General features: G+C 68.0%; 3 protein-coding genes. 2 read left to right on the top strand and 1 reads right to left on the bottom strand.

The genetic code is table 11. The features are described 5' to 3' along the window. Positions 1 to 154: 154 nt before the first annotated feature. Positions 155 to 565: an NUDIX domain-containing protein gene (locus Q0066_RS03175; RefSeq protein WP_298129971.1), complete on the bottom strand. Its 411-nt coding sequence runs from the start codon at positions 563 to 565 to the stop codon at positions 155 to 157. 137 nt (positions 566 to 702) lie between these two features. Between Q0066_RS03175 and Q0066_RS03170 the strand changes: the two genes are divergently transcribed. Both Q0066_RS03170 and Q0066_RS03165 read left to right on the top strand, forming a co-directional pair. After that, the gene (locus tag Q0066_RS03170) at positions 703 to 2,067 is read left to right on the top strand and encodes a cation:dicarboxylase symporter family transporter (RefSeq protein WP_298129968.1); all 1,365 of its coding nucleotides are present in this window, start codon (positions 703 to 705) and stop codon (positions 2,065 to 2,067) included. A gap of 73 nt (positions 2,068 to 2,140) precedes the next feature. Further along, positions 2,141 to 2,830, top strand: a complete 690-nt coding sequence (locus Q0066_RS03165) for a FadR/GntR family transcriptional regulator (protein WP_298129966.1) — start codon at positions 2,141 to 2,143, stop codon at positions 2,828 to 2,830. Positions 2,831 to 3,019 lie beyond the last annotated feature (189 nt).

Below are 3,019 nucleotides of genomic sequence, written 5' to 3'. Positions count from 1 at the left end.
CTGCTGCTGGCCGTCAACGGTGTCGCCGCCGGCCTGCGCAACACCGGGTAGTCACTGTTGATCGAGCTCCCCACCCGTTGACCGAGCCCCCCACCCGTTGACCGAGCCCCCCACCCGTTGATCGAGCTTGTCGAGATCCCTGGTTTCGACAAGCTCAACCAGCAGCGGCGGGCGGGATGATCCCAGCGCCGGCGAAGTAGTCCTTCAGGCCTGCGGTCAGCGGCAGTTCGTCCAGCTCGGCCGGCGTCACCCAGCGGGCGTCCGCAGCGTCGTCGCCGGGCGTCAGGGTGCCGTCGATCACGGTCGCGGCGAAATCGTGCACCTCGTACAGCCGCCCGTCCACCGTCGGCAGCGTCACCGTCCACAGCTCGCGGCCGATCCGGACCCGCAGGCCGGTCTCCTCGAGCGCCTCCCGGGCCGCGGCCTGTTCCAACGTCTCGCCCGGCTCGGCGCTGCCGCCGGGCACCGACCAGCGCCCCCGCTGCGGTTCGTGCCCACGCAACACCAGCAGTATCCGGCCCTGGTCGTCGACGATCACGGCACTGGCGGCGGGCACGATCTCCATGCCTTGCAGGCTAGTGCTGCCGATTGAAAACAAAGTGGTCAGACCGTAACGCGGCCGTGATTCGCCGCGCTGAGTCTCGTAACACCGTGGGAGTGGGCTGGTGCCGCACGATTCAGTCCCTCGAAGGAGATTCCCCCATGGCAACCTCGAAGACAATAGAAGGGCTCTACGAGGTAGGGCCCGACCAGAAGCTCCAGGTCAAGCAGCCGATCTGGAAGTCGTTGTTCTTCCAGATCGGCGTGGCGATCGTTCTGGGCATCACCATCGGGGCTTTGTGGCCCGCCATCGGGTCTCAGCTGAAACCGATCGGCGACGGCTTCATCCGGCTGATCAAGATGGTCATCGCCCCGATCATCTTCCTGGTCATCGTCACCGGCATCGCGCACGTCGGCGACGTGAAGTCCGTCGGACGGGTGGGCGTGAAGGCTCTCGGCTACTTCTTGGCGGCGTCCACCTTCGCCCTGGCGTTCGGAATGCTGGTCGGCAACGTGGTGCGGCCGGGCGCAGGCCTGCACATCGATCCGGCCAGCCTGAACGGCGCCGCAGTCGAGGCCAAGACCGGCGGCGGTTCGATTCCGGACGCCGCCACATTCCTGCTGCACGTCATTCCCGAGAGCGTCGTCCAGGCGTTCGCCGAGAATGCGCTCCTCCAGGTGTTGTTCTTCGCCGTCTTCTTCGGCGCCGCCATGGTGGTGCTGGGTCCGGAGAAGACCAAGCCGGTGATGGACTTCCTCAACGCCGCCCTGGACATCGTGTTCAAGATCATGGGCTGGATCATGCGAGTCTCCCCGCTCGGCGCGTTCGGCGCGATGGCGTTCATCATCGGGCAGTACGGCCTGGCCACGCTGGGTACCTACGCCATGCTGATCGCCGCCTGCTACGGCGCTGCGCTGGTCTTCATCGGCCTGCTGTTCCTGATCGCCTGGTTCGTCGCCCGGGTGCCGCTGTGGGACTTCATCAAGTACGCCCGGTCCGAGTTCCTGCTGGCCCTGGGCACCGCGTCCACCGAGGCCGTCCTGCCCCGGATCATGACCAAGCTGACCAAATCGGGCAACCCGCGCTCGATCACCGGGCTGGTGGTGCCGACCGGATACTCGTTCAACCTGGACGGCGCGGCGATCTACCTGTCCATCTCCCTGCTGTTCCTGGCTCAGGCCTTCGGCATCGAGCTGACGCTCGGTCAGCAGCTGGCCGCGCTGGGCGTCCTGCTGCTCACCTCGAAGGGCATGGCCGGGGTGCCCGGCTCGTCGTTCCTCGCACTATCGGCGACCGCCACGGCGCTGGGCATCTTCCCGGTCGCCGGAGTGGCTCTCCTGCTGGGTGCCGACCGGCTGATGGATTCGATGCGGGTCTCGGTCAACCTGCTCGGCAACTGCGTCGCCACGTTCATCGTGTCCCGCTGGGAGAACCAGCTCGACTACGAGCAGATGCGTGAGACGTTCGCCTCGGCATCCGACATGGAGATCGAGACCATCCCGGCGACCGCGCTGCAGTCGGCGTAACCGGGGTGACAAGATGGGGGAGGCGGCGAGCGTCCGCCTCCCCCATCGCCATCGGAAGGCGGGCCGACTTCGCATGTCACGCGCGACCGTCGCCGACGAGATCGTCCGGCACATCGAGCGGCAGATCGTCACCGGCACCTTCGCACCTGGCGACCGGCTGCCCGCGGAACGGACGCTGGCCGTCGAACTGGCGGTCTCCCGGGCCGCGCTGCGTGAAGCGCTCAGCAAGCTGGAGGCGTCCGGCCTGATCGTCCGGCGGCACGGCAGCGGTACCCGGGTGACCCGCGAGGTGCCGTTGAGCGCCTCGCTGGCGGCGCGACTGGAGCGGGCCAATGACGACTTCGAACATTCTGCCGAGTTCCGCGAGGTCATCGAGCCGCAGCTGGCCCGGCTCGCCGCCCAACGGATCACCGGCGAAGAGCTCGCCGAGTTGCGGGCACTGTTGGAAGCCTCCGCGGCCGAGGTCGACGCCGACGAGTCGCTCCGGCTCGACGTCGGTTTCCACACCACGATCGCCCGGGCCGCGCGCAATCCGCTGCTCGGCTCGCTGGGCGAACTGGTGGCGACCTGGACGGTCGAGGCCCGGGTCTATTCGCACTTGGCCGGCGACGGACGGCGCCTCTCACACGCCGGGCACGCCCGCATCCTGACCGCGCTGGAGACCGGCGACGCCGACGCGGTGGCCGAGGCGATGGCGCTGCATCTGCGTGAGATCCGGGCCGTCATCGACGAGATGCGCGACGCTGACCGCCGCGCCGACTGACCGCCGGCGACCCGCCGCCGTATGCCTGCGGACATACCTTCCGATCTCGCTCCCCCGGCAGACGCGTCAGCCCTGGTCGGAGCGCGAATCTTGGTGTCACGGGGAACAGCCCCGGGGGAATCAAGGCATCAGCCACTCGTGAAAGGAGTCGCCATGACCCTCACCAAGAACGTCCGTCGGATCGCCGCC

The organism is Micropruina sp. (assembly GCF_027492755.1).
In the GTDB taxonomy this organism is placed as follows: Bacteria; Actinomycetota; Actinomycetes; order Propionibacteriales; family Propionibacteriaceae; genus Micropruina.
Note: the sequence above shows the minus strand (reverse complement) of the source record. Positions and strands in the feature narration are given on the sequence as shown.

Bases quoted from the DNA above. Each gene is read 5' to 3' on its own strand.
- Q0066_RS03165 (WP_298129966.1), top strand. From the start codon at position 2,141: ATGTCACGCGCGACCGTCGCCGACGAGATCGTCCGGCACATCGAGCGG.
- Q0066_RS03175 (WP_298129971.1), bottom strand. From the start codon at position 565: ATGGAGATCGTGCCCGCCGCCAGTGCCGTGATCGTCGACGACCAGGGC.
- Q0066_RS03170 (WP_298129968.1), top strand. From the start codon at position 703: ATGGCAACCTCGAAGACAATAGAAGGGCTCTACGAGGTAGGGCCCGAC.